23 protein-coding genes and 1 pseudogene are annotated in these 25,332 nt (G+C 72.3%); 12 read left to right on the top strand and 12 right to left on the bottom strand.

The window, feature by feature from the left end; translation table 11 throughout:
* The first annotated feature begins 7 nt into the window (after nucleotides 1-7).
* Nucleotides 8-685, top strand: coding sequence for an HAD family hydrolase (locus tag OG386_RS37060; protein WP_328791734.1), 678 nt, complete (start codon nucleotides 8-10; stop codon nucleotides 683-685).
* A 27-nt stretch (nucleotides 686-712) separates the two neighbouring features.
* Here OG386_RS37060 and OG386_RS37055 read toward each other — a convergent pair whose 3' ends face one another.
* Together OG386_RS37055 and OG386_RS37050 are read right to left on the bottom strand one after the other, a co-directional pair.
* Nucleotides 713-1,165 carry a MarR family winged helix-turn-helix transcriptional regulator gene (locus OG386_RS37055; protein WP_328791733.1) on the bottom strand — a complete coding sequence of 151 codons (453 nt, stop codon included), beginning with the start codon at nucleotides 1,163-1,165 and terminating at the stop codon, nucleotides 713-715.
* Nucleotides 1,165-1,581: an SRPBCC family protein gene (locus OG386_RS37050; RefSeq protein WP_328791732.1), complete on the bottom strand. Its 417-nt coding sequence runs from the start codon at nucleotides 1,579-1,581 to the stop codon at nucleotides 1,165-1,167. The genes OG386_RS37055 and OG386_RS37050 overlap by 1 nt, the downstream gene beginning before the upstream one ends.
* 136 nt (nucleotides 1,582-1,717) lie before the next feature.
* Between OG386_RS37050 and OG386_RS37045 the strand changes: the two genes are divergently transcribed.
* The 3 genes and pseudogenes from OG386_RS37045 to OG386_RS37035 all read left to right on the top strand — a co-directional run bounded on the left by OG386_RS37045 (nucleotide 1,718) and on the right by OG386_RS37035 (nucleotide 4,864).
* Nucleotides 1,718-3,133, top strand: coding sequence for a cytochrome P450 (locus tag OG386_RS37045; RefSeq protein WP_328791731.1), 1,416 nt, complete (start codon nucleotides 1,718-1,720; stop codon nucleotides 3,131-3,133).
* A 387-nt stretch (nucleotides 3,134-3,520) separates the two neighbouring features.
* Nucleotides 3,521-3,658: pseudogene (locus OG386_RS37040) on the top strand (alkanesulfonate monooxygenase); the annotation flags it as partial.
* A gap of 48 nt (nucleotides 3,659-3,706) precedes the next feature.
* Entirely contained in the window at nucleotides 3,707-4,864 is a 1,158-nt protein-coding gene (locus OG386_RS37035) for an FAD-dependent oxidoreductase (protein ID WP_328793493.1), read from the top strand.
* Between the two features lie 15 nt (nucleotides 4,865-4,879).
* On the opposite strand, the gene OG386_RS37030 is transcribed toward OG386_RS37035, so the two are convergent.
* The 4 genes from OG386_RS37030 to OG386_RS37015 all read right to left on the bottom strand — a co-directional run bounded on the left by OG386_RS37030 (nucleotide 4,880) and on the right by OG386_RS37015 (nucleotide 8,682).
* Entirely contained in the window at nucleotides 4,880-5,101 is a 222-nt protein-coding gene (locus OG386_RS37030; RefSeq protein ID WP_328791730.1) for a hypothetical protein, read from the bottom strand.
* The gene (locus OG386_RS37025) at nucleotides 5,065-5,823 is read right to left on the bottom strand and encodes a hypothetical protein (protein WP_328791729.1); all 759 of its coding nucleotides are present in this window, start codon (nucleotides 5,821-5,823) and stop codon (nucleotides 5,065-5,067) included. The genes OG386_RS37030 and OG386_RS37025 overlap by 37 nt, the downstream gene beginning before the upstream one ends.
* 69 nt (nucleotides 5,824-5,892) lie before the next feature.
* Nucleotides 5,893-6,756, bottom strand: a complete 864-nt coding sequence (gene mltG / locus OG386_RS37020; protein ID WP_328791728.1) for an endolytic transglycosylase MltG — start codon at nucleotides 6,754-6,756, stop codon at nucleotides 5,893-5,895.
* A 63-nt stretch (nucleotides 6,757-6,819) separates the two neighbouring features.
* The gene (locus tag OG386_RS37015; RefSeq protein WP_327386922.1) at nucleotides 6,820-8,682 is read right to left on the bottom strand and encodes an ABC transporter ATP-binding protein; all 1,863 of its coding nucleotides are present in this window, start codon (nucleotides 8,680-8,682) and stop codon (nucleotides 6,820-6,822) included.
* 131 nt (nucleotides 8,683-8,813) lie between these two features.
* Between OG386_RS37015 and OG386_RS37010 the strand changes: the two genes are divergently transcribed.
* The 4 genes from OG386_RS37010 to OG386_RS36995 all read left to right on the top strand — a co-directional run bounded on the left by OG386_RS37010 (nucleotide 8,814) and on the right by OG386_RS36995 (nucleotide 16,089).
* Nucleotides 8,814-9,266 (top strand): MarR family winged helix-turn-helix transcriptional regulator, encoded by a 453-nt coding sequence (locus tag OG386_RS37010; protein ID WP_328791727.1) that lies wholly within the window; start codon nucleotides 8,814-8,816, stop codon nucleotides 9,264-9,266.
* Nucleotides 9,267-9,306: 40 nt separating this feature from the next.
* Nucleotides 9,307-12,243: an FAD-binding and (Fe-S)-binding domain-containing protein gene (locus OG386_RS37005; protein ID WP_328791726.1), complete on the top strand. Its 2,937-nt coding sequence runs from the start codon at nucleotides 9,307-9,309 to the stop codon at nucleotides 12,241-12,243.
* Nucleotides 12,244-12,403: 160 nt separating this feature from the next.
* Nucleotides 12,404-14,311, top strand: coding sequence for an ABC transporter ATP-binding protein (locus OG386_RS37000; RefSeq protein ID WP_328791725.1), 1,908 nt, complete (start codon nucleotides 12,404-12,406; stop codon nucleotides 14,309-14,311).
* The gene (locus OG386_RS36995; RefSeq protein ID WP_328791724.1) at nucleotides 14,308-16,089 is read left to right on the top strand and encodes an ABC transporter ATP-binding protein; all 1,782 of its coding nucleotides are present in this window, start codon (nucleotides 14,308-14,310) and stop codon (nucleotides 16,087-16,089) included. Before OG386_RS37000 ends, OG386_RS36995 begins: the two co-directional genes overlap by 4 nt.
* A gap of 109 nt (nucleotides 16,090-16,198) precedes the next feature.
* Here OG386_RS36995 and OG386_RS36990 read toward each other — a convergent pair whose 3' ends face one another.
* Nucleotides 16,199-17,371, bottom strand: coding sequence for a hypothetical protein (locus OG386_RS36990; protein ID WP_328791723.1), 1,173 nt, complete (start codon nucleotides 17,369-17,371; stop codon nucleotides 16,199-16,201).
* Nucleotides 17,372-17,518: 147 nt separating this feature from the next.
* Complete coding sequence (locus OG386_RS36985; protein WP_189734282.1) at nucleotides 17,519-18,310, bottom strand: metal-dependent hydrolase; 792 nt, start codon at nucleotides 18,308-18,310, stop codon at nucleotides 17,519-17,521.
* Nucleotides 18,311-18,454: 144 nt separating this feature from the next.
* Between OG386_RS36985 and OG386_RS36980 the strand changes: the two genes are divergently transcribed.
* From OG386_RS36980 to OG386_RS36970, 3 genes are all read left to right on the top strand, one after another.
* Nucleotides 18,455-20,977 (top strand): DEAD/DEAH box helicase, encoded by a 2,523-nt coding sequence (locus OG386_RS36980; RefSeq protein ID WP_328791722.1) that lies wholly within the window; start codon nucleotides 18,455-18,457, stop codon nucleotides 20,975-20,977.
* Between the two features lie 70 nt (nucleotides 20,978-21,047).
* Nucleotides 21,048-21,944 carry an acyl-CoA thioesterase gene (locus tag OG386_RS36975; protein ID WP_030009151.1) on the top strand — a complete coding sequence of 299 codons (897 nt, stop codon included), beginning with the start codon at nucleotides 21,048-21,050 and terminating at the stop codon, nucleotides 21,942-21,944.
* Nucleotides 21,945-21,952: 8 nt separating this feature from the next.
* Nucleotides 21,953-22,354, top strand: a complete 402-nt coding sequence (locus OG386_RS36970; protein WP_328791721.1) for a YchJ family protein — start codon at nucleotides 21,953-21,955, stop codon at nucleotides 22,352-22,354.
* Here the strand turns inward: OG386_RS36970 and OG386_RS36965 are convergent.
* Both OG386_RS36965 and OG386_RS36960 read right to left on the bottom strand, forming a co-directional pair.
* A complete protein-coding gene (locus OG386_RS36965) occupies nucleotides 22,318-23,175 on the bottom strand; it encodes a DUF6397 family protein (protein ID WP_328791720.1) in 858 nt (285 codons plus the stop codon). The genes OG386_RS36970 and OG386_RS36965 overlap by 37 nt on opposite strands.
* A gap of 113 nt (nucleotides 23,176-23,288) precedes the next feature.
* Nucleotides 23,289-23,687, bottom strand: coding sequence for a roadblock/LC7 domain-containing protein (locus OG386_RS36960; protein WP_189734290.1), 399 nt, complete (start codon nucleotides 23,685-23,687; stop codon nucleotides 23,289-23,291).
* Between the two features lie 106 nt (nucleotides 23,688-23,793).
* Between OG386_RS36960 and OG386_RS36955 the strand changes: the two genes are divergently transcribed.
* The gene (locus OG386_RS36955) at nucleotides 23,794-24,231 is read left to right on the top strand and encodes a PPOX class F420-dependent oxidoreductase (RefSeq protein WP_328791719.1); all 438 of its coding nucleotides are present in this window, start codon (nucleotides 23,794-23,796) and stop codon (nucleotides 24,229-24,231) included.
* 37 nt (nucleotides 24,232-24,268) lie between these two features.
* Here OG386_RS36955 and OG386_RS36950 read toward each other — a convergent pair whose 3' ends face one another.
* The gene (locus OG386_RS36950) at nucleotides 24,269-24,940 is read right to left on the bottom strand and encodes a GTP-binding protein (RefSeq protein ID WP_328791718.1); all 672 of its coding nucleotides are present in this window, start codon (nucleotides 24,938-24,940) and stop codon (nucleotides 24,269-24,271) included.
* The gene (locus OG386_RS36945; RefSeq protein WP_328791717.1) at nucleotides 24,940-25,320 is read right to left on the bottom strand and encodes a DUF742 domain-containing protein; all 381 of its coding nucleotides are present in this window, start codon (nucleotides 25,318-25,320) and stop codon (nucleotides 24,940-24,942) included. Before OG386_RS36945 ends, OG386_RS36950 begins: the two co-directional genes overlap by 1 nt.
* Nucleotides 25,321-25,332: the final 12 nt, after the last annotated feature.

Below are 25,332 nucleotides of genomic sequence, written 5' to 3'. Positions count from 1 at the left end.
CCAACGGATGATCTCCGTCATATTCGATCTCGACGGCACCCTCGTGGACAGCGAGCCGAACTACTACGAGTCCGGGCGCCGCACCCTGGAGCGGCACGGGGTCCCCGATTTCACGTGGGAACAGCACTCCCGCTTCATCGGCATCGGCACGCTGGAAACCCTGGAGATCCTGCGGGAGCGGTACGGGATCCCGGCACCGGTCGAGCAGCTGCTCGCCGAGCAGAACGCCGCCTACCTGGAGCTGGCCCGCACCCGGACCGAGGTCTTCCCGCAGATGCGGGGGCTCGTCGAGCGACTGCACGCCGACGGTGCGGCGATGGCGGTGGCCTCCGGTTCCTCGCTCGCCGCGATCGACGCGGTGCTGTCGGGCACCGGGCTGGACGCGCTGCTGACGACGGTGGTCTCCGCCGAGGAGGTGGCGCACGGCAAGCCCGCTCCGGACGTGTTCCTGGAGGCGGCCCGCCGGCTGGGCGCCGAGCCCGCCGACTGCGTGGTCGTCGAGGACGCGGCGCCCGGGGCGCGGGCCGCGCACGCCGCGGGCATGGCCTGCGTGGCGGTCCCGTACACCCCGGACATCGCGGGGGACCCGGCCTTCGCTTCCGCCGGGCTCCTCTTCCCGGGCGGCCAACCGGAGTTCAGCGCGGACGCGGCGTACGACTGGCTGGCCGCACTCCGGACCGCGTAACCCCTCCGGATCCGCTCGCCCGTGGTGTCACTCGGGCCCGGCGGGCGGATTCCCGGTTTCGGGACGGGCCAGGCGGCCGAGCAGGGCCACCGCGTCGCCGACGGCCACGGGCCGGAAGAACTGCGCGTCGGCCTGCTCGACGGCCGCGATCGCCCGTGGGGCCAGTTCGGCGCCGGCGTCGGTGACGCGCAGCCGTTTGGCCCGGGCGTCGGCGGGGTCGACCTCGCGCTCGACGAGCCCTTTGCGCTCCAGGGCGCGCAGGACCTGGGAGGTCATCTTGACGTCGGTCCCGGCCTGGCGGGCGACGGCCAGCTGATTGGGGTGCTCGCCCTGGGTGTTGAGCCACCAGGTGCAGGCGAGCAGCACGAACTGCACGTGGGTGAGGTCGAGCGGAGCCAGGGCCGTGGCGATGTCGCGCTGCCAGCGCAGAGTGGCGTGCCACAGCAGGAAGCCGGGGCTCTCGCCGGGGCTGAGGGGCATCAGCGAAGCGCCAGCTCGGCCAGCGAGGCCATCGTCTCGGGCCAGTCGGCGGTGATGCCCGGGCCGATCTGCGGGCCGACCTCGTCGGCGCCGTTGCCGGTGATCTCCATCCGGTACACGACCCGGACCCGGTCCTGGCCGACCGGGTCGATCCGGTGGACGGTCCGCAGCAGCAGGTCGCCGAAGCGCACCTCGTCGACGAACCGTTCGCCTTCGACCGCCTCGGCGATGCGCAGCGGGATCGGGTCTTCCCCGGGCGGCGTCATCGTGATCTGCGTACCGACCGAGAAGGGACCGTCGATCTCGATCTTCTGGACCCCGGCGTTCCAGGCGCCCCAGTTCTCCACGTCCGCCCAGAGCCGCCAGATCGCCTCGGCGGTGGCGGCGGTCTCGATGCCGTGCTCGTACTCCCACATGGGTGGCCTCCCTAAATCGTCTATCCGTAGATTATCTGCGCGCAGACTATTCGTCAACGATGCCGGGCGACACCCCGCCGAGGAGACCCCCGTCCGTTCTCTGGCGGCCTGCGGGGGCGGCTGTCACCATGCCTGCGTGACCGCGACCCTGACCCCGGGCCCCCGGAGCGGCGGACCGCGCCGATGGCCGCTGCTCGGCAACCTCCCCGCCTTCGCCCGCGATCCCCTGGCCTTCTTCGAGTCCCTGCGCGACGGCTACGGGGACTGGGTGCCCTGGGCGCTCGGCCCGCAGCGCAACATCCTGGTCTCCCGGCCCGAGCACGCCGGCGAACTGCTCGGGGCCGTCGAGTCCACCTTCCGGCCGACGGAACTGGGCTGGGCCTTCCGCCAGTTGCTGGGCAACGGGGTGGTCGTCGCCACCGGGGACGACTGGCGGCGCAAACGGGCGCTGGTCCAGCCCGCCGTCCGGCCGCGCCAGGTGCGTTCGTACGCCGCCACGATGGTGGAGTGCACGGACGCCCTGGCGGGCGGCTGGCGCGCGGGCCAACGGATCGACGTGCACCGGGAGATGGCCGGGCTCACCCAGCGGATCGCGGTGCGCACGCTGTTCGGGAGCGACGCCGCCGGCCGGGAAGCACCCATCAGCGCGGCCATGGCCACGGCGCAGCGGGAACTGGGGGCGGAGTTCCGCGGGCTGACGCTGTTCCTGCCGCCCTGGGTCCGCACTCCCGGGCGACGCCGGATGCGGGAGGCCGTGGCGGTGCTCGACCGGGAGATCGAGCACGTCATACGGGAGCACGAGGCCGCGTCGGGCGCCGGCGCGGAACGCGACGACCTGCTGAGCCGACTGCTCGCGGCCCGCGACGACACCGGGGACCCGCTTTCCCGCAAGGAGCTGCGCGACGAGTCGATCACCCTCTACATCGGCGGCCACGAGACCACCTCGACCACCCTGACCTGGGCCTGGCAGCTGTTGTCGGGGGCGCCGTCGGCGCGGGCCCGGCTGACGGAGGAGCTGGACCGGGTGCTCGGCGGAAGGCTACCGACCTACGACGACTACGCGCGGCTGCCCTGGACCCGGCAGGTGGTCAAGGAGGCCCTGCGCATCTATCCGCCGATCTGGCTGATCTCGGCGGTGGCCACGGAGGGGGCGACGCTCGGCGGGCGCACGGTGCCGGCCGGGACCTCGGTATGGACCAGCCCCTGGTCGGTGCACCGCGACGCACGGTGGTTCCCGGACCCGGAGGCCTTCCGCCCCGAGCGCTGGGACGCCGACGCCCCGCATTCGGTGCCCGAACACGCCTGGTTCCCCTTCGGTGGCGGCCCGCGGGCCTGCCTGGGTGCGCGGTTCGCCCTGGTGGAGGCCGCGCTCGTACTCGCCGTGCTGGCGCAGCGGTTCCACCTGGACAGCGGGAGCGAACGGGCCGGGGTCTTCCCCGGGCTCACCCTACAGCCGACCGGTCCGGTCCTGGCGACGCTGCGCCGTACCGACAGCGGAACCAGCACCGACACCGACACCGGGATCGGCACGGACGGCGCGAAGGCCCGTTGAGCCACCGGGGACGCATCCGGCCTCGCCGGACTGAACCCTGATTTCGAGACGGCGGGTCCAGTGGGCGAGACACCGTTGACCCCGCCCGAGCCAGGTGACTCGGTTTCGCCGCACGTTGCGTTCAGCCATGCTCACCACGCACGGTCACATCGACCTGCTGCGGGTGGCCTGCGCCGCGTGTCGCCGCGGCTGCTGACGCCCCTCTCCTGATCCGTCACGAGCGCTCCGCGCTCTTCCCCGGCGTGCCCGCACACCCCTGAGCTCGTGGCCGTCGTGGCGACTCCGCGCGGCGCCGTCCCGTACCCCGCTGGATCCGCCGGACCGCGGGCCCGCTGCTCCTGGCTACACACCCTCTCGCGCGACTCGGCGAAGGAGGCCCGGGGCGCGGCGGACCGGATCGAGGAGTACCGCGCGCTCGGGATCGAGAACTTCGTGCTGTCGGGCTACCCGCACCTGGAGGAGGCGTACCGGTTCGGCGAGGGGGTGACCCCGGAGCTGGCCTCGCGCGGCCCGCTGGCGCCGTAGCCCGGGAAGATCCGACGCCCGCCGCAAGTTGGTAGAACCGTGAACGACATGATGCGGGGCGCGGACGGGCCGGTGGACGTGGACGGGCCGGTGGACGTGGACGTGGTGGTCATCGGCGCCGGGCAGGCCGGTCTGTCCAGCGCGTACCACCTGACGCGGGCGGGGCTCGACCACGTGGTCCTCGACCACGCACCCCGCCCGGGCGGGGCCTGGCAGTTCCGCTGGCCCTCGCTCACCTACGGCAAGGTCCATGGCATGCACGCCCTGCCCGGCATGGAGCTGACGGACGCCGACCCGCTGCGGCCGTCGTCGCAGGTCATAGGGGAGTACTTCGCCGCCTACGAGGACCGCTTCGACCTGCGCGTACGCCGGCCCGTGGACGTGTCCGCCGTACGCGAGGGGGACGCGGGGCGGCTGCGCGTGGAGACCTCTGCCGGCATCTGGTCGGCCCGGGCCCTGGTCAACGCCACCGGGACCTGGGACCGGCCGTTCTGGCCGCGCTACCCGGGTCAGGAGACCTTCCGCGGCCGCCAGCTGCACACCGCGAACTATCCGGGGCCGCAGGAGTTCGCGGGGGCGCGGGTGATCGTCGTCGGCGGCGGCACCTCGGCCGTGCAGCACCTGCTGGAGATCGCCGAGGTGGCGGCGGGGACCACCTGGGTGACCCGGCGCCCCCCGGTCTTCCGCGACGGCGGCTTCGGCGAGGCCGAGGGCCGGGCGGCGGTGGCCCTGGTGGACGAGCGGGTGCGTCGGGGACTGCCGCCGCAGAGCGTGGTCAGCGTGACGGGACTCCCGCTGAACGACGCCGTCCGGGCCGGTCTGGCCTCGGGCGTGCTGGCCCGGCGGCCCGTCTTCGACCGGCTCACCTCCACGGGCGCCGTCTGGGCCGACGGGAGCCGTGTGGACGCGGACGTCATCCTGTGGGCCACCGGATTCCGGGCGGCCGTCGACCACCTCGCCCCGCTGCGCCTGCGCGAGCCGGGCGGGGGCATCCGGGTCGAGGGAACCCGGGCCGTGCGCGACGAACGGATCCACCTGGTGGGCTACGGCCCGTCGGCGTCGACCGTCGGCGCCAACCGCGCGGGCGGCGCCGCGGTGCGCGAGATCCGCCGGCTCCTGGCCCGCGAGCGGGCCGGCGCCCCGGTCCCGGTCCCCGTACCTGTGCCCGCCCCTGCCCCTGCCCCCGCCCCCGTCCCGGCGGCCTGAGCCCGTCGGCGGCCCTCAGCCTGCCCGGGCCTCCGGCTCATCGAGGGGGACGATCCGGTCCGGGGTGCCGCCGGCCGCGCGGGCCTCCCGGGTCGGGTAGACCCGGCCCGTCCCGTCCCGCACCTCCAGGGCGGGATCGGTCCAGCTCTCGGTGGCCTCCGGGACCAGGACGCGCGTGGTGCCCCGCTCCGCGTCGTGGATCAGGAGCGACACGATGTTGTACAGCTGGCGGCCCATATCGCCGAGCCCTGCTCCGGATGGCCCTCCGGGCCCTCGATCTGGATGGTGAAGTAGCGCTCGCCCTCCCAGAAGCCGCCCTTGTCCAGCCATTCGCCCTCCCCCACGCGCACGCCGTCCACCCAGAGCCGGGCCTTGTCCGGATGGTCGCGGAACAGGAGCACCGACCGGTGGGCGTCGCCGTCGGCGAAGGTCACGTCGATCTCGTGCTTGGACCAGCAGTCGATGAAGCCGCTGCACGCCCCGGGTATCTCCCCGTGCCGATAGCTCGCGAGTTTCCCGCCCGGCGGTACGACGGGATCCTGACTGCAGACCTCGGCGAAGCGGCAGGCCCGGTCGACGCGCCGGTTGCAGCCGAGCCCCATCGCCGCGATGTCGCGTGCCGATGCCAGCGACAGCAGTTCTCCCAGGCGTTCCACGTACCGTTCCTCACCGACCAGGGCGGTCAGTTCGGCCTCGTCGTACCACCAGTGGAGCAGGTCCACCCCGGCGGGGGAACGGGCCAGCCAGCCGCGCCACTCGACCACTCTGCTGCCCCAGCGTTCGACCATCCGCTCGTGCCCTGCCCGCTCGGCGACCGCAGCCGCCCTCGCGTCCGCGTCCAAGCGCGCCTCAATGCGCTGGCCGATCGACTCCTCGTCGAAGGCCGACCCGTCGATCGCTTCCGCGCTCTCACCGGCCTTCGCTTCAGCGTTCGTCTCCGCTCTCCATGGCCATTTCACGGTTCGCCCCCTCGGTCCACTCGCTCGGCAGGCAGCCGATCGTAGAACCGCTGCCGGGCCGACCGCCCCTCATTTCCCGGCGGGACCGGCCTGACCTGTGCGGGAGCCGGCGCCCGCGCGGATCCGGTTGAACTCCGCGACGTGCTTCCTGTGTTCCTCGTACGTCGCCGAGAAGCGGGTGTCCCCCGGCTTGACGGTGACGAAGAACAACCAGTCGCCGGGCGTCGGGGCGACCGCGGCCGCCATCGCCTGCAGTCCCGGGCTGTCGATCGGCGTGGGCGGCAGTCCCTGGCGTGCGTAGGTGTTGAAGGGGCTGTCGATCCGGGTGTCGCTCAGCTTGGTGTCCACGGTGCTGCGGTTCAGCGCGTAGTTGATGGTGGAGTCCATCTGGAGCGGCATCGACTTCGCCAGCCGGTTGTGCACCACCCGTGCGACCTTGCCCATGTCGGCGCGGCCCTCGGCCTCCGCCTCGATGATGCTGGCCAGGGTGGCCGTCTGGTACGGGGTCATCCCGTGGGCCTTGCCGCCGTCCACGACGGCCTGGGTGGCGAGCTTCTGGTTCGCCGTCCGCACCATGTGCGTGAGGAGGGTGCCAGGGGTGGACTTCGAGGTCACCGGGTACGTCGCCGGGAAGAGGAAGCCTTCCGGATTGCCCTTGGCCTCCGCGGGCAGGGCCAGCCCGGCGGTGGCCACCGCCGCCTTCGTGGACCCCGGCGGGAGCTTCAGCTCGCGGTCGACCGCGGCATACACCTGCGGGGCCCGCCAGCCCTCGGGGATCAGCAGCCGGCGCGGCGTCTCCGGCACTTCGCCACCGCGCAGCATCGGGATCAGGGCGCTCGCACCGAGGGCGAGCAGCGTGCCGAGGAAGAGCGCCAGCCGGCCCCGGCGGGTCAGCCGGGAACGGCGTTTCGGCGGCCGGTACTCATGGCGCATGCGGGAACGCTAACCCGCGATTCATTGCATTTCCGGCACCCGACCCGCGTACCGGTCGTACGGTCACACATTTACCGGAGCCAACTGGACGCCCTCGGGCGGTTCGGGCGCGAGCGCGGCGTCCCGGTCCCGGCGGACCAGGGCGGCGTACCGGCCGTCCATCTTGAGCAGCTCCTCATGGGTGCCGCGCTCGGCGATGCGCCCTGCGTCCAGGACCACGATCTGGTCGGCGTCGCGGACGGTGGAGAGGCGGTGCGCGATGGTGATGGTCGTGCGGCCCGCGGAGAGGTTGTCGATGGCCCGCTGGACGGCGTGCTCGGTACGGGTGTCCAGGGCGCTGGTGGCCTCGTCGAGGATCAGCACGGGTGGGTCCCGCAGGATGGTGCGGGCGATGGCCAGGCGCTGCTTCTCGCCTCCGGAGAACCGGTAGCCGCGCTCGCCGACCAGGGTGTCGTACCCGTCGGGCAGGGAGGCGATGTGGTCGTGGATCTGGGCCGCGCGGGCCGCCTCGGCAATCTCCTCGTCGGTGGCGTCCGGCTTGGCGAAGCGCAGGTTGTCGGCGACCGAGGCGTGGAAGAGGTAGGTCTCCTGGGACACCACGCCGATCGAGCGGGCCAGCGAGTCGAAGTCGAGGTCGCGCACGTCGACCCCGTCGAGGGCGACCCGTCCGCCGGTGACGTCGTAGAGCCTGGGCACCAGGTAGCTGAGGGTGCTCTTGCCTGAGCCGGTCGGACCGACGACGGCGAGGGACCCGCCGGCCGGAACGGTGATGTCGATTCCCGAGAGGGTCGGACCGTTCTTGGCGTCGTACGTGAAGTGCACGTCCTCCAGGGCGACCTCGCCCTTGGCCCGGTCCAGCCGCACCGCGTCCGCGCGCTCGGTGATGTCCACGGGAAGGTCGAGGTACTCGAAGATGCGGGCGAACAGCGCGAGTGAGGTCTGTATCTGCACGCCCGTCGACAGCAGGCTCACGGCGGGCCGGAACAGTCCCTGCTGGAGCGTGACGAAGGCGACGAGGGTGCCGACGGAGAGCGAGGGGGCGCCCGTCTGGAGGGCGATGCCGGCGGCCCAGTAGATGAGGGCGGGCATCGCGGCCATGACGATGCCGATCGTGGACATCCGCCAGCGGCCGGCCATGCTGGAGCGCACTTCCAGACCGACGAGCTTCTCGGACTCGGCGGAGAAGGCGGAGGTGAGGGATTCCGAGCGGCCCATGGTGCGGCCGAGCAGGATGCCGCTCACCGAGAGCGACTCGGTGACCGTCGCGGCCATGGCGGCCATCTGCTTCTGCCGCTTCATGGTGATCTTCTTGCGCTCCCGGCCGACCCGCCGGCTGATCCACACGAAGACGGGGAGCAGGAGGAGCGAGACGAGGGTGAGCCGCCAGTCGAGCGCGAGCATGGCGACCACGGAGGCGATGACGGCCGTCAGGTTCGATACGAGCGAGGTCGCGGTGGAGGTGACGGTGGCCTGCATGCCGCCGATGTCGTTGGCGATGCGGGACTGCACCTCTCCGGTGCGGGTCCGGGTGAAGAAGGCCAGGGGCATCCGCTGGAGCTGTCCGTAGACGGCGGTGCGCAGGTCGTGCATGACGCGCTGGCCGACGGTGGTGGAGATCAGGGTCTGGAGCACGCCGAAGACGCTGGTGACGACGGCGGTGAGGATCATGCCGAGCGCGAGCAGGCTGAGCAGCCCGGTGCGGCCCTGCGGGATCGCGACGTCGAGTATCTCCCGGAGCATGAACGGGGAGGCGACGCCGACCAGCGAGGAGGCGCCGACCAGCAGGCCGACGACGGCGAGCCGGCCGCGGTAGGGCCGGAACAGTCCCACGATGCGGCGCAGCTCACGGGGCTGCTCCGCCGGGGCGGGACGGGCGGGGTCGATGGGGTCTTTCGATGGGATCCACTTCGGTTCGTCGTGCGGCATGGGCACCCTCTCGGGGTCAGGAGTCAGGGTCGAGGTCCTCGCGATGTCCCCTTCGGCGAAGTCGGGGCCATTGGAGCATAGGTCATTGTTACCTATGCTCACAATGAACGGCATCCTGATATTGTTCCCGCATGAGCTCCGCCTCCGACACCGATCGCCTCCTCGCCGAACAGCTCCTGCGCCTGACGCGCAGGCTGCACCGGATCCAGAAGCGCCACATGGTGCCGCTCGGCATCACTCCCGCCCAGAGTCGTTTGCTGCGCCTCGTCTCGCACTACGAGGGCGAGCAGGCACCCCGTATGGCGGATCTCGCCGCCCGCCTGGAAGTCGTGCCGCGCGCGGTGACCACCCTCGTGGACGGCCTGGAGGCGGCCGAGTGCGTACGGCGCGCGCCCGACCCCGCGAACCGCCGCGTCATCCGGATCGAGCTCACCGACACCGGCCGCGCCACGCTGCGCCGACTGCGCAACGCGCGAACCGACGCGGCAGAGGAGATCCTGGCTCCGTTGACCGCCGACCAGCGCGAGGTGCTCGGCGGTCTGCTGGACGCCCTGTCGGACGCCCCGGCGGAGCGCACCTGCTGAGTAGGCCACCCGTGGGCCTCGACGACGCGAGGGGTCGCAGATGCCGCTGCTGGAACCGAAGCCGGGGGCCCTGCGCCCCCGCAGCATCAGCGGTCCCGCCCCCGACCGGCTCCCCGGGCACCGGGCCGGCGGCACGCCCGAGCCGCTGCGCACCGAGCTGACCCAGCTGCTCGGCCCCGAGAAGGTGCTGTGGAAGGTCTCCGACCTGGTCCGCTACGCCTCCGACGCCTCCCCCTACCGCTTCGTACCCCAGGTCGTGGTGATCGCCGAGGACATCGACGACGTCTCCGCGGTGCTCTCGTACGCCCACGGCCGGCAGCGCGAGGTCGTCTTCCGCGCCGCCGGGACCTCGCTGAACGGCCAGGCCCAGGGGGAGGACGTCCTGGTCGACGTACGCCGCCACTGGGCCGGGATCGAGGTGCTGGAGGAGGGCCGGCGGGCCAGGATCCGGCCCGGCACCACCGTGGCCCGGGCCAACGCGGCCCTCGCCCGGCACGGCCGGATCCTCGGCCCCGACCCGGCCAGCGCCATCGCCTGCACCCTCGGCGGGGTCGTCGCCAACAACGCGTCCGGCATGACGGCGGGCACCACCCGCAACTCCTACCGCACGCTCTCCTCCCTCACCTTCGTCCTGCCGGGCGGCACCGTCGTGGACACCGCCGACCCGCTCGCCGACGAGGAGCTGTCCCGCGCCGAACCGGCCCTGTGCCTCGGACTGATGGAGATCAAGCGGGAGATCGAGGCCGATCCCGCGCTGGTCGCCCGGATCCGCGCCAAGTACGAGATCAAGAACACCACCGGCTACCGCCTCGACGCCTACCTGGACGGCACCACCCCCGTCGAGATCCTGCGGGGGCTCATGGTCGGCTCGGAGGGCACCCTCGGCTTCATCTCCGAGGTCGTCTTCGACACCCTCCCGCTGGACCGCGAACTCTGCTCCGCCCTGCTGTTCTTCCCCTCGCTGCCCGCGGCGGCCGCGGCCGTGCCCCTCTTCAACGCGGCGGGTGCAGTCGCCGTCGAGCTGATGGACGGCAACACCCTGCGCGCCTCGGTCAGCGTCGCGGGCGTGCCCGCCGACTGGGCCGACCTGCCTCGGGAGACGACGGCCCTGCTCGTGGAGTTCCGGGCACCGGACGAGGCCGGCCGGGACGCCTGCGCGCAGCGGGCCGCCCGGCTCCTCGACGGGCTCGACCTCGTCGCCCCGGCGGCTTCGATCACCAACGCCTTCACCCACGACCCGAAGACCGTGGGCGGCTACTGGCGGACCCGCAAGGCCTTCGTCACCGCCGTCGGCGGGGCCCGCGCCCGGGGCACCACCCTGATCACCGAGGACTTCGCGGTGCCGCCGTCCCGGCTGGCCGAAGCCTGCGAGGCGCTCCTCGCGCTCCAGGCGGAGCACGGTTTCGACGCGGCCGTCGCCGGTCACGCCGCCCACGGCAACCTGCACTTCATGCTCGCCTTCGACGCCGCCGACCCCGCTGACGTCGAGCGGTACGGGGCCTTCATGGAGGCCTTCTGCCGGCTCACCGTGGAGCAGTTCGACGGTTCCTTGAAGGCCGAGCACTCCACGGGCCGCAACATGGCCCCCTTCCTGGAGCTGGAATGGGGCCCCGCGGCCGCGGCCCTGATGTGGCGCACCAAGCGCCTCGTCGACCCGGAGGGGGTGCTCGCGCCGCGCATCCTCCTCGACCGCGACCCGCGGGCCCACCTGCGCGGCCTGAAGACCATTCCGCAGGTGGAGGCAGTGGTCGACGCGTGCATCGAGTGCGGCTTCTGCGAACCGACCTGCCCCAGCGAGGACCTGACGACCACTCCGCGCCAGCGCATCGTGCTGCGCCGCGAGATGCTGCGCCAGCAGCCCGGCTCCCCCGTGTTGGACGGACTGCTCGCCTCCTACGGCTACGACGCGGTGGACACCTGCGCCGTCGACTCCACCTGCAAGCTCGCCTGCCCGGTCGGCATCGACACCGGGGCGCTGATGAAGGACTTCCGCCACCGCCGCCACGGCCCGCTCGAGGAGGCCGCCGCCACGCTGGCGGCCCGGCGGTTCGGGGACGCCGAGTCCGCCGCCCGGCTCGCGGTGGCCGCCGCCGACCGGATCCCCTCCCGGGTGGGCGACCGGCTGCTGGAAGCGGTCACCGGGGCCGCGCGCAAGGCCGTACGTCCGGACCTGGTTCCGCAGTGGTCGGCGCAGCTCCCCGGCGCCTCCGCCCGTCACCTGCCGCCGACCCGGCGGGTGGGCGCCACGGCCGTGTACTACCCGGCCTGCGTCAACCGGATCTTCGGCGGCCCGGAGGGCCGGCCCGGCCCCTCCCTGCCCGAGGCGGTCGTGGCCGTGTCGGAGCGGGCCGGGCGGCCCGTCTGGATCCCCGACGACGTCGGCGGCACCTGTTGCGCGACGATCTGGAACTCCAAGGGCTACCGGGCCGGCACCGAGGTGATGGCCAACCGGATCGTCGAGGCGGCCTGGGGCTGGACGGCCGGCGGGCTGCTACCGCTGGTCGTGGACGCCTCCTCCTGCACGCTGGGCATCGCGCGCGAGGTGGTCCCTTACCTGACGCCGGAGAACCGTGCCCTCCACGCGGAGCTGCGGATCCTCGACTCGATCGTGTGGGCCGCCGAGGAGCTGCTGCCGCGTCTGGAGGTCCGGCGCAGGGTGGGCTCGGCCGTGCTCCACCCCACCTGCTCGATGCGGCACTTGGGCGACGAGGACCGGCTGCGGGCGGTGGCCGAGGCGTGCGCCGAAGAAGTGGTGGTCCCCGACGACGCGGGCTGCTGCGCCTTCGCGGGCGACCGGGGAATGCTGTACCCGGAACTGACGGCCTCGGCGACGGCGCGCGAGGCGGCGGAGGTGACGGCGCGGGCCTTCGACGCGCACCTGTCGGCGAACCGGATGTGCGAGGTGGGCATGGACCGGGCGACGGGGCGGACCTACTACTCGGCCCTGCTCGAACTGGAGCACGCCACCCGCCCGTGAGCGCCGGGGCGCGCAACCCCCTTGACCAGGCGCCACGTTCTCCCCCGCCGCCGTAAACCTGCTGGCAGCAGCGTACGTCCCACGGAAAATCGATTGCCCGGCGTCAGTCCTGAAGGCGAACCTTGCTTGGTTTGGACCACTCGACCAGTCATGGGGCGTCATGCAGATCAGCGATCTTCCGTATCCGGATCCAGGGGTACCCGACGCTCGGTCCGGCCCCCGGTTCTTGCTGTGGCTGGGGCGTGGTCAACTCGGCGGACAGCTCAAGAGCCTGTGCTGGGGGATGCTGCACTTCACCGGCGTCGCCGCACTGCCGTACGCGGTGGGCCTCGGCGTCGACGCGGTCGTCGACCGCGAGCCGAACGGGCTGCTGCTCGTCGGCGTGCTGCTCCTGGTCACCGGCATCGCCATCTCGGTCGGCGATTCCATGCTCCACAGCACGGCCGTCACCAACTGGATCACCGCCGCGGCACGGGTGCAGCAGCTCCTGGCGCGCAAGACGGCCGAGCTGGGCTCCGCCCTCACCCGCCGGGTCGCCGCGGGTGAGGTGGTCGCGGTGTCCACGGGCGACGTGGAGAAGATCGGATGGTTCGTCGAGGCGGTCTCGCGCTTCCTCGCGGCCGTCTTCTCCGTCGTCCTCGTCTGCGTCGGGCTGCTGTTCTACGCCCCCGAGCTCGGCGTGGTCGTCGCCATCGGAGTCCCGCTGATCGCCCTGGCCTCGCTGCCGCTGCTGCCGCGCGCCACTCGGCGCGCCGACGTCCAGCGGGAGAAGGCGGGCAAGGCCACCGAGCTGGCCTCCGACACCGTCGCGGGCCTGCGCGTGCTGCGCGGCATCGGCGGTGAGGAGCTGTTCCTCGGCCGCTACCGCGAGGCCTCTCAGGAGGTCCGCGAGGCAGCCGTGCGCAGCGCCCGGATGTGGGCGCTGATCTCCGCGATCCAGGTGGTGCTCCCGGGCGCGCTGATGATCGTGGTGGTCTGGTACGGCGCCGCGCTCGTCTCGGACGGGCGCATCGCGGTGGGCGAGCTGGTCGCCGCGTTCAGCGCGGTCGCGACCCTGCTCTACCCGCTGCGGCACTTCCAGGAGATCGCCATGGCGTACTCCTTCTCGCGTCCCTCCGCCCAGCGGGCCGCCCGGGTGCTGTCACTGACCCGGACGGACGCCGCCGGCGAGCGTCCCGCACGCACCGATCCGGTGGCGGCACCGGCCGCGGGCGGGGACCTGTACGACCCGCGGACCGGGCTGCTGGCCCCCGCGGGGCGGTTCACGGCCGTCGTGTGCGGGGACCCGGACCTCGCCGGGCGGCTCGCCGAACGCCTGGGCGGCCATCCGATGGACGGCGACCCGGTGTCGCAGGCCGGGGCCGACGCGGAGGCCGACGCCGGGGCCGGTTCCAGCGCCGATTCCGGGGCCGACGGGGCCGGGGCGCCGTCCGTGCTCCTCGGCGGGGTCGCGCTGGACGAGCTCGGGCTGGAGACCGCGCGCACCCTGGTCCTCGTACAGGACAAGGATCCGGTGCTGCTGTCCGGGACCCTGCGGGAGCTGTTCGACGTACCGGCCTCCGGGGCGGTCGAGTCCGCTGCGGCGCTGGGCGCGGCCCAGTGCGCGGACGTCCTGGACGCACTGCTGCAGTCGGCGCCGGACGGGGTCGAGGACCCGATGGACGCCCGGATCACCGAACGCGGCCGGTCCCTGTCGGGCGGCCAGCGCCAGCGGCTCGCCCTGGCCCGGTCCCTGGTCACCGACCCGGAGGTGCTCGTGCTCGACGAGCCGACCTCCGCGGTCGACTCGCACACCGAAGCGCGGATCGCGGACGGGATCGCGGCCCTGCGCGCCGGGCGGACCACGGTGGTACTGGCGTCCTCGCCGCTGCTGCTGGACCGCGCGGACCGGGTCGTGCTCGTCGACGGGGGCACGGTGGCGGCCGTCGGCACCCATCGCGAGCTGCTGCAGCGCGAGCCGCGCTACCGGGCGGTCGTCACCCGCGAGACCGACGAGGAGCAGCGGCTCGGCGGGCTGGAACTGACAGAGCTGGCAGAAGCACTCACAGAGATCGAGGAATCCGCATGATCGGCGTGGCGCCGCCAGAGTACGATCCGGCGGCCCCCGACTCGGCCGCGACCCTGCCCGTGGGCACGTCGGCGACCGTACGGGACTATGTGCGCGACCTGTTCCGGCGCCACCGGCGGGCCTTCGTGGTGCTGGTGGGCGTCAACGCGGCCGCGGTGATCGCCTCCATGGTCGGCCCGTACTTGCTGGGTCGGATCGTGGACGACCTCTCGGCGGGGGCGCGCGAGCTGCATCTGGGGCGTGTGGCACTGCTGTTCGCGCTGGCGCTGGCGGTCCAGACGTTCTTCGTCCGGCTGGTCCGGCTGCGCGGGGCGATGCTCGGCGAGGAGATGCTGGCCGATCTGCGCGAGGACTTCCTGGTGCGGTCGGTGGGTCTGCCGCCGGGCGTGCTGGAGCGGGCCGGTACCGGTGATCTGCTGTCACGGATCACCACCGACATCGACCGGCTCGCGAACGCGATGCGCGAGGCCGTGCCGCAGCTGGCCATCGGTGTGGTGTGGGCGGGGCTGCTGTTCGGGGCGCTCGCGGTGACCGCACCGCCGCTGGCGCTGGCCTCGCTGGTGGCGCTGCCGGTGCTCGTGATCGGCTGCCGCTGGTACTTCCGGCGGGCGCCGTCGGCGTACCGCTCGGAGGCGGCCGGCTACGCGGCCGTCTCTGCCGTGCTCACCGAGACGGTGGACGCGGGCCGTACGGTCGAGGCGCACCGCCTCGGGCCGGAGCGGATCGCGCTGTCGGAGCGGCGGATCTCGCAGTGGGTGGCGTGGGAGCGGTACACGCTCTTCCTGCGGATGGTGCTCTTCCCCGTCATCAACGTCACCTTCGTGACGATCCTCGGATCGGTGCTGCTGATCGGAGGCTTCTGCGTGATGCGGGGCTGGATGTCGGTCGGGCAGCTGACCACGGGCGCGCTCCTCGCCCAGATGCTGGTCGATCCGATCGGTCTGATCCTGCGCTGGTACGACGAGTTGCAGGTCGCCCAGGTCTCGCTCGGCCGCCTGGTGGGTGTACGGGAGATCGAACCGGACGCGGGGGACGCGAAGGTGGCTCCCGAGGGCAGGGACGTGCGGGCCGAGGAGGTCCACTTCGGCTACCGGGCGGGCGTCGACGTCCTGCACCAGGTGTCGATGTCCGTGCCGCCGGGCACCCGGATGGCGCTGGTCGGCCCCTCGGGGGCGGGCAAGTCCACCCTGGGACGGCTGCTCGCGGGCATCTACGCGCCCCGGACCGGCGAGGTCACCCTCGGCGGGGCGCAGCTGTCGCGGATGCCCGCGGAGCGGGTGCGCGAGCACGTGGCCCTGGTCAACCAGGAGCACCACGTGTTCGTGGGCACGCTGCGGGACAATCTCCTCCTCGCGCGGACGGGCGCCGGTGACACCGAGTTGTGGTCGGCCCTGGCGGCGGTGGACGCCGACGGCTGGGCGCGGGCCTTGGAGGCCGGCCTGGACACCGAGGTCGGTTCCGGCAGCACGGCGCTGACCCCGGCGCAGGCGCAGCAGATCGCGCTCGCCCGGCTGGTGCTGGCCGACCCGCACACGCTGGTGCTGGACGAGGCCACCTCGCTGTTGGACCCGCGCGCGGCCCGGCACTTGGAGCGCTCGCTGGCCCGGGTACTGGACGGCCGCACGGTCATCGCCATCGCCCACCGGCTGCACACCGCGCACGACGCGGACGTGATCGCGGTGGTCGAGGGCGGCCGGATCAGCGAACTCGGCTCGCACGACGAGCTGGTCGCGGCCGACGGGGCGTACGCCGCGTTGTGGCGGTCCTGGCACGGCTGATCCGGGAGCCCGTGTCCGGGAGGCGCCGGGTGAAGGGCGGCGGGGTGGGACCGGCTCCCACCCCGCCGCCCTTCACCGTCCCCGCTCTCCGCCCGAGCCCTGCGTCCGGTCAGCCGGCGGGGATGAAGGCCTGTTTGCGCGCGCAGGTCCAGATGACCGGGTGGGTGTCGCCCCCGGCGTCCTCGGCGGCACCGCCGACGCGGTCGTCGTCGGTGACGGTGTAGGCGGTGGTGAAGGCGTTCGGCGCGAGTGCGGGAAGGGCCCGCATCGGGCCTTCACCGGTCCAGTACTGGGCCCGCACCAGCGGGCTGTCCTGCGGCGGCGGCCAGGGGTACAAGAATTGGCTGCCGATGCCGACCGAGACGTTCGTGCTCGGGCTGATGCCCTCGAGGGTGCCGTTGTGAGCGATCGGCAGCCGGGGCGGGTGGCTGGCCGGCCCGTAGGGGGCGACCCAGACGGCGGGCCGGTCGAGCCACTGCTCCTGAACGGACACGTAGGTGCCGACGATCCGGCCCGAGTCGTCGATGTCCTGCGGCCGGTACTGGTGGTCGAGGCTGCCGAGGGGCTTGAGGGCGATGGGCCTGGCGTCCACGCCGGCGGACCAGAGCAGCCCGGGACTGGTGGGGGAGTTGTCATCGGTGTCGGACGGCCCGAAGCCGGAACCGATGACCTGACCGGCGTTGTTGATGCCGGTCACGTAGTCGAGCCGGTAGCCGGGCGGCACGAAGAGTTTGCGGTGGATCCTGCCGCCCGCCCATTCGAGGCCGGTGGTGACTCCCGGGTCGTCGTCGAAACGGGTACCGACGATGTGTCCCCGGTCGTTGACGTCGCTCGCGGTGTGCCCGCCCGGCAGCAGGGTGACGCTGCGCGCCCCCGGCCGATAGCTGAAGGCCAGGGTGTCGGTCCAGACCGGTGTGGTCAGCGTGCCGACCATGAGGCCGGACCGGTTGACGGCCTGCACCTGTCCGCCGGTGGTGCCGGGGGGCAGCGGTACGGCGAACGCCTTGGTGCCGATCCAGTACGCCGGCAGATCGTGCGAGACGCCGACCGACAGCCCGGCGGAGCCGATGTCGTTCACCTGGGTGCGGTGCAGCCACGGGTTCGGGTACGGGTCCTCCCCCGGCAATGACTCCAGGATCCGGATGGACGGTTTGCAGTGCGGTCCCGTGTCCGGCGCTCCGCCGGGCTCCGCCGCGGCGGTCTGGGCCGGCAGGACGACGGTGAGCGAGGCGATCACCGCGCCTGCCAACGTCGCACGGATGCCCTTGCCTCTCCTGCGCATGGATCCCCCCGGGTCCTGATGCGAGCCGACGGCACCGACGGCTCGTCGGCCCACATCATGGTCGCCGGGGAGGGAGCTGAACAGGGGGCCTCAGCGGGCCCGGGGCGGCGGTGGGCCCTTCTCGGCCACCCCCCGACGTGACATTCGCTAGATGAAGCCGAGGGCGGAGGCGCCGCCGAAGCCGCCCAGCAGGATGAAGACCGGCATGAGGACCTTCAGCTCCACCCAGCTGCCGGCGCGGAACCGCATCGCCTTCGGCGGGCCGATCGGGTACCAGCGCTTGCCGGCGATCGGCAGCGGCCACAGGACGGGGCAGCCGGAGACGGTGAGTGCGTCGCCGATGTCGTGGACCAGGGCCCCGAGGACGATCGGCAGGCCGAGCCAGAGGTACTCCTGACCCGCTCCGTCGAACAGCCAGTTCGCGCCGTTGCCGGGCTGGTCGAGCACCCCGGCCAGGATCCACGCGCTGGTCGCGCCGAGCAGCCAGACCAGGACGTCGCTGGACATCCGGGCGGCCCGCCACAGCAGACCTTCGACCGCGAGCACCAGGTGCACGAAGAGCAGGGCGAGCACACCCCAGCGGTCGGCGGTGACGGCGAGCAGGGAGGCCCCGCCGCCGATCAGGACGGCCCAGAGCCAGGTGTGCGTCAGGGTGCGGTGGCCCCCGGTGCGACGGGCGTCCTTCTTGGAGCGGGTGCCCTTGTAGACGGCGTAGGAGATCTTGTCGACCACCTCGCACACGCCTTTGGAGAGCGGGCCGAAAGCGCGCGAGATCGTCGCGGACTTGTGATCGAGGTCGGGGGCGAGGGCCGCCCCGGCGCAGATCAGCGCTCCGACGACGAGGACGGGCCAGGGCATGGGGTGCCCGGCGGCCGCGGTGGCGGCGCCCACCCCCAGCCAGGCCGCTGCCCCGGACAGTGAGTGCGCCGGACCCATCATGGTCGTTTCCCGCCCCGCTGGTGTGTGGTCGGGCCCGGTCGACTGTTTCGTTCGGGCCGCATCGACGGCACAGCGTACCGTCGGTGATCTTCATTCCGTCCGCCGGTTCCCTGATCCGGGGAGAAGCCAGGCAAGATGGGGGGTGTGACCCTCATTGATCAGCTCCCGCCGAACGCCGACCCCGACGCCCTCTTCGAGGCTTTCTCCTCGTGGGCGGAGGACCAGGGCATCACCCTGTACCCGGCTCAGGAGGAGGCGCTGATCGAGGTCGTCTCCGGGGCGAACGTGATCCTTTCCACCCCGACCGGCTCCGGCAAGAGCCTGGTCGCCGCCGGCGCGCACTTCACCGCCCTGGCCCAGGACAAGGTCACCTTCTACACCGCCCCGATCAAGGCGCTGGTGTCGGAGAAGTTCTTCGACCTGTGCAAGCTCTTCGGCACGGAGAACGTCGGCATGCTGACCGGCGACGCTTCCGTGAACGCGGACGCCCCGGTGATCTGCTGCACCGCCGAGGTGCTGGCCTCGATCGCCCTGCGCGACGGCAAGCACGCCGACATCGGCCAGGTCGTGATGGACGAGTTCCACTTCTATGCCGAGCCGGACCGCGGCTGGGCCTGGCAGATCCCGCTGCTGGAGCTGCCGCAGGCGCAGTTCATCCTGATGTCGGCGACCCTCGGCGACATGAAGCGGTTCGAGGAGGACCTGACCCGGCGCACCGGCCGGCCCACCTCGGTGGTCCGTTCCGCGACCCGGCCCGTCCCGCTCTCGTACGAGTACGTCACCACCCCGATCACCGACACGATCACCGAGCTGCTGGAGACCCGGCAGGCCCCCGTCTACATCGTGCACTTCACCCAGGCCCAGGCGGTCGAGCGGGCGCAGTCGCTCATGAGCATCAACATGTGCACGCGCGAGGAGAAGGACAAGATCGCCGATCTCATCGGCAACTTCCGCTTCACCACCAAGTTCGGCCAGAACCTCTCCCGCTACGTCCGGCACGGCATCGGTGTGCACCACGCCGGCATGCTGCCCAAGTACCGCCGTCTCGTCGAGAAGCTCGCCCAGGCCGGTCTGCTGAAGGTGATCTGCGGCACGGACACCCTCGGGGTCGGCGTCAACGTCCCGATCCGCACGGTGCTGTTCACCGCGCTCACCAAGTACGACGGCAACCGGGTCCGCACCCTGCGCGCCCGGGAGTTCCACCAGATCGCGGGGCGCGCGGGCCGGGCCGGCTTCGACACCGCGGGCTATGTGGTCGCGCAGGCCCCCGAGCACGTCATCGAGAACGAGAAGGCGCTCGCGAAGGCGGGCGACGATCCGAAGAAGCGCCGCAAGGTGGTGCGCAAGAAGGCTCCCGAGGGCTTCGTCGCCTGGTCGGACACCACGTTCGAGAAGCTCATCGCCGCCGACCCGGAGGCGCTCACCTCGCGCTTCAAGGTCACCAACATCATGCTGCTGTCGGTCATCGCCCGGCCGGGCGACGCCTTCCAGGCGATGCGCCACCTGCTGGAGGACAACCACGAGCCGCGCAAGGCCCAGCTGCGGCACATCCGCCGGGCCATCGCGATCTACCGCTCGCTGCTGGACGGCGGTGTCGTCGAGAAGCTCGACACCCCGGACGCGGAGGGCCGCACGATCCGGCTCACCGTCGACCTCCAGCAGGACTTCGCGCTCAACCAGCCGCTGTCCACCTTCGCCCTGGCCTCCTTCGACCTGCTGGACCCGGAGTCCCCCTCCTACGCGCTGGACATGGTCTCCGTCGTGGAGTCCACGCTGGACGACCCGCGGCAGATCCTGGCCGCCCAGCAGAACAAGGAACGCGGCATCCAGGTCGGCCAGATGAAGGCCGACGGGATCGAGTACGAGGAGCGGATGGAGCGGCTCCAGGACGTCACCTATCCCAAGCCGCTCGAAGAGCTGCTCTCCCATGCCTACGACGTGTACGCCAAGAGCCACCCGTGGGTGCGCGACCACCCGGTCTCCCCGAAGTCGATCATCCGCGACATGTACGAGCGCGCGATGACCTTCACCGAGTTCACCTCCTTCTACGAGCTGGCCCGCACCGAGGGCATCGTGCTGCGCTACCTGGCGAGCGCGTTCAAGGCGCTGGACCACACCATCCCCGACGACCTCAAGTCGGAGGACCTCCAGGACCTGATCGAATGGCTCGGCGAGCTGGTCCGCCAGGTCGACTCCAGCCTGCTGGACGAGTGGGAGCAGCTGGCGAACCCGGAGGTGGAGACGGCGGAGCAGGCCCAGGAGAAGGCCGACCAGGTCAAGCCGGTCACCGCGAACGCGCGCGCCTTCCGCGTCCTGGTCCGCAACGCCATGTTCCGCCGGGTGGAGCTGGCCGCCCTCGACCACGTCAACGTGCTGGGCGAGCTGGACGCCGAGTCCGGCTGGGACGCGGACGCCTGGGGCGAGGCCCTGGACGGGTACTGGGACGAATACGACGACCTGGGCACCGGACCCGACGCGCGCGGCCCGAAGCTCCTGCAGATCGAGGAGGACCCGGCGCACGGCCTGTGGCGCGTCCGCCAGACCTTCGCGGACCCCAACGGGGACCATGGCTGGGGCATCAGCGCCGAGGTCGACCTGGCCGCCTCCGACGAGGAGGGCCGGGCCGTCATCCGGGTCACCTCGGTCGGCGAGCTCGGAGCGCTCTGACCGACCGCCACGTCCCGCCGTACCCGCCCGACGCACCGGACCCGCCGGACCCGACAGTGGAGATCCTCTGATGACGAACCCCGCCGAGAGACTGGTCGATCTGCTCGATCTGGAGCAGATCGAGGTCAACATCTTCCGCGGCGCCAGTCCGCAGGAGTCCCTCCAGCGGGTCTTCGGCGGGCAGGTCGCCGGCCAGGCGCTGGTGGCCGCTGGGCGCACCGTGGAGAGCGACCGCCCGGTCCACTCGCTGCACGCGTACTTCCTGCGCCCCGGCATCCCCGGGGTGCCGATCGTGTACCAGGTGGAGCGGGTGCGCGACGGGCGGTCCTTCACCACGCGCCGGGTCACCGCGGTCCAACAGGGCAAGACGATCTTCAATCTCACCGCCTCCTTCCATCATCCGGAGGAGGGCAGCATCGAGCACCAGCTGCCTCCTCACCACGTCCCCCATCCGGACACGCTCCCCAAGGTCGCTGACGAGATCCGCGAGCACCTCGGGGCGCTGCCGGAGGCACTGGAGCGGATGGCCCGCCGCCAGCCCTTCGACATCCGGTACGTCAACCGGCTCCGTTGGACTCCCGAAGAGCTCAAGGGATCCGATCCGCGCAGCGCGGTGTGGATGCGTGCGGTCGGCCCGCTGGGCGACGACCCCCTCATCCACACCTGCGCCCTCACCTACGCAAGTGACATGACCCTCCTCGACGCCGTGCGCATCCCGGTGGAACCCCTGTGGGGCATGCGCGGTTTCGACATGGCCTCGCTGGACCACGCCATGTGGTTCCACCGGCCCTTCCGGGCGGACGAGTGGTTCCTGTACGACCAGGAGTCGCCCATCGCGCACGGCGGCCGGGGCCTGGCCCGGGGCCGCATCTACGACGTGGAGGGCAGACTGCTGGTGTCCGTCGTCCAGGAGGGCCTCTTCCGCCCGTACCCCGCCAAGCCGTCCGAGCCCGCCCCGGAGAACTGAGCACACCCATGTCCACCCCTGCCGTCCCCTGCCCCTGCGGGCTGCCCGCCGCCTACCCGGAGTGCTGCGGCCCCTTCCACTCCGGTGCTCGATCGGCGCCCACCGCCGAGCGGCTGATGCGCTCCCGGTTCAGCGCCTTCGCCGTCGGCGACACCGCCTACCTGCTGCGCTCCTGGCACCCCGCCACCCGTCCGGACCGCCTCGAGCTGGATCCCGAACAGCGCTGGGAGCGGCTGGAGATCCTGGCCACCGAGCGCGGCGGGATGTTCGAGACGGAGGGCTCGGTGGAGTTCCGCGCCCACTACCGCGAGGGCCGGCACACCGGCTCGCTGCACGAGCAGAGCAGCTTCTCCCGCGAGGCCGGGGCCTGGGTCTACGTCGGCCCCCTCTCCCCCGTCGACTTCGACTGACCCCGCGCCCCCGCCAGGGCGAAGTCCAGGCTGGTTCGGTACCAGTGGATCTCGTCCGGCGGGCCGGCCTTCAGCAGCCCCGTCGCCACCGCGGCCGCCGCCGGAGCCTGCGGGTGCCCGTACGGCGGGGGCGGGCCGAGGGCGGCCAGGACGATCCGCTCCGCCGGGTCGGGCACGACCTCCAGCAACTCGTCCTCGGGCAGCACGGAAGCCAGTACGGCGGCGCGCTCCCACGGGTCGGCGGTTCGTCTCAGCAACAGCCCGACATGCCGCCCGCGCCACTTGCGCGGGCGCAGATCCGCCTTGGCCGCCATCAGTTCCCGGTCCGCCGGGGGCGCGATCCCGCGCAACATTCCCGGATCCCGCGCGGCGAAGCTCCGTAGCTCCGCGGTCAGGTAGAGCCACACCACGGCCCGGTAGCGGTTGATCCGGTAGCCGACCGGGGTCACGTGCCCGCAGCGCGCGAGCCGCGTGAAGCGGCTCGGGCCGACCCCCACCACCTCGGCCGCGGCCTCCGCCCCGGCCACCGTCTCGACCCGTTCGCGCAGCGCGCCCGGCGGGCCCGTCACCGACCTGACCCGGTCCAGCTCGGCCCGTGCGTAGCGCACGGCCCCGGCGAGCGTGCGCGGCCCGGCCCGCACGATCCCCAACTGGACGGCCCTGGCGAACTCGCTCCGGCTCAGCCCCAGTTCACCTGCGGCCTGCGCGCCGCCCACCAGCACGTCCACGGCGCCGCCGGCCGTTGCGTTGTCGGCCCTAGCGTCGTCGACCATGGCGCCGTCCGCCACAGCGTCCCGAAGTGCGGTCCCCATCTGCTTCATCACGGTCCTCCCCCACGAGCAATGATTACTCTGTGTGAAGACCGTAACTCGGCGCAACGACACCCCGCGAGGCCTGTGGATAACGTCCCGGGGGGCGCCGAAATCGGCCCGGCTCAGCCGCCGGTGATTCGCCGCTCCGCAACACCCAGGTGCTCCCCCACCCTGTTGACCAGCAGCGTCATCTCGTACGCGACCTGCCCGATGTCGGACTCGGCGGCGCTCAACACGCACAGGCTGCTGCCCGCGCCCGCCGCCATGACGAAGAGCGCTCCCTCGTCGTACTCGACCATCGTCTGCCGCACTTCACCGGCCCGGAAGTGGCGGCCGGACCCCTTGGCAAGGCTCTGCAGTCCGGCCGCAACGGCCGCCAGGTGTTCCGCGTCCTCCCGCGCCAGCCCCGCGCTCGCCCCCGTGACCAGGCCGTCATTGGACAGCACCACCGCGTGCCGCACCTGCTGGACCCTGCGCGTCAGGTCGTCCAACAGCCAGTCCAGTTGCTTGTCCAGTGCCATTCCCAGCCCCTCCCCGTTGACGTCGGCCACATGGCCGCGCCCCACCCCGCGTACTTGTGCCGCAAGCCTTCCCCACCAGCGCCTTTCGGGCAAGGAGGATGTCCCCATGGCGAAGAAGATGACTCAAGAGGAGTGGCGGGCGTTCGTCTCGCACTCCACCCGCACCGGAAAGCTCTCCACCGTGCGCGAGGACGGAAGTCCGCACATCGCTCCCATCTGGTTCGTGCTCGACGGCGATTCCTTCGTCTTCAACACCGGGAAGGACACCGTCAAGGGACGCAACCTCGCCCGCGACGGCCGGGTCGCGCTCTGCGTGGACGACGACCGGCCGCCCTTCTCCTTCGTCGTCCTCCAGGGCCGCGCCGAGATCAGCGGGTACACCGACGGCGCCGACGAACTGCTCGCCTGGGCCACCCGGATCGGCGCCCGCTACATGGGCGAGGAACGGGCCGAATCCTTCGGGCGCCGCAATGCCGTCCCGACCGAACTCCTCGTCAGGGTTCCGATCGACAAGGTGATCGCCCTCGCCGGTGTCGCCGACTGACGCCCCCGCCCACACCCACCAGCGCGCCCCGGCCGGTTCACAGGGAATCGGCCTGCGACCCCACCGAGTCCAGCAGCCGGGCGGTGTGCACCCGCCCGGCGTACTCGACCAGTCTGATCAGCACTTCCTTCCCCGAGTCCCGGTCCCTCGCGTCGCACAGCACCACCGGCGTCCCCTGCTCCAGGTCCAGGGCCCGCGCGACGTCGTGCGCCCCGTACCGCCGGGCGTCCGTGAAGCAGTTGACGGCCACCACGAACGGGATGCGCCGGTGCTCGAAGTAGTCCACCGCCGGAAAGCAGTCCTCCAGCCGCCGCGTGTCGGCCAGGACCACCGCGCCCAGCGCGCCCAGCGACAGTTCGTCCCACAGGAACCAGAACCGGTCCTGCCCCGGCGTGCCGAACAGGTACAGGGACAGCCCGGACCGGATGGTGATCCGCCCGAAGTCCATGGCCACCGTCGTGGTCGTCTTCTGGTCCACGCCGCCCGTGTCGTCGACCAGTTCACCCGCCTCGCTCAGCGCCTCCTCCGTCCGCAGCGGCCGGATCTCACTGACCGCGCCCACCAGCGTGGTCTTGCCCACTCCGAACCCTCCCGCCACCAGGATCTTCAGGGCGAGTGCGGCCAGTTCGGGGTCCTCCCCCGGACCGGGATCCGCGCCCGTGTCCTGGACCGGGGCCGGTCCGGCAGCTCGATCGTCGTACTGTCCCATCAAAGCGCTCTCAATCCCTCGATGACTTCACGCAGAATCCGCTCGTCCGGCAGTTGTGCGGGTGGTACGGGCCGGCTGACCTTGACGTGCCCGCCCTCCAGCAGGTCCCCGAGGAGCACCCGCACCACTCCCACGGGCAGGTCTGCGTCGGCAGCGAGTTCGGCCACCGACTGCGTCTCGGACCGGCAGAGTCCGAGCAGTGCCCGGTGTTCGGGGCCCAGCAGGGACTCGGCGCCCTCGTCCGTGCCCGTCGGGTCGACCGCGACCAGCGCGATCAGGTCGAACCGGACCCCGTGGGGTCCCGGCTTCGTGCGCCCGCCGGTCATGGCGTACGGACGGACGAGCGGGCCCGCATCGGCGTCGTACCACTGGCCGTTCATGTGCCGGACCGC

The organism is Streptomyces sp. NBC_00273 (assembly GCF_036178145.1).
Taxonomy (GTDB): Bacteria; Actinomycetota; Actinomycetes; order Streptomycetales; family Streptomycetaceae; genus Streptomyces.
This window is presented reverse-complemented; position numbering and strand designations above follow the sequence as displayed.